The sequence below is a fragment of the Salinimicrobium oceani genome, assembly GCF_012037645.1.
In genome coordinates, this window is record NZ_JAAVJR010000828.1 from 1 (window position 1) to 408 (window position 408).

Annotated in this window: 1 protein-coding gene; it reads right to left on the reverse strand. The window is 44.9% G+C overall.

Annotation, left to right across the window (positions count from 1 at the left end; genetic code table 11):
- Positions 1-408, reverse strand: a 408-nt coding sequence (locus HC175_RS19595; RefSeq protein ID WP_168139797.1) for an MMPL family transporter, incomplete at both ends; no start/stop codon positions are given.

Below are 408 nucleotides of genomic sequence, written 5' to 3' on the forward strand. Positions count from 1 at the left end.
CGAGCACCCCGAAAGCCCACATTACACCGACAATTACAGTAATCATAGAGATCACCGTTGCCCGAATACTTCTGAAAAAGAAGAAAAAGATGAGCGAGGTAACCAAAAGGGCTGCACCAATAAAAAGTCCTATCTCATCGATGATAGTCTGAGCATTAAGGGTGCGGATGTAGGGCATGCCCGAGACATATACGTTCATTCCCGTCTCTTTCTCAAACTTCTCCACCAGCGGAATAAGGTTTTCTACGACAAAACTTTTTCTCTTGCCGGTGTTGACGATCTTTTTATCAAGATAGACGGCAGTTTGTACCGTATTGGAATGCCGGCTGTAAACCAAACCTTCGTAAAATGGCAATTTATTGAAGAGTTCGTCCCGGTATGCTGAAACCTGCAGACTATCCGGGTCCT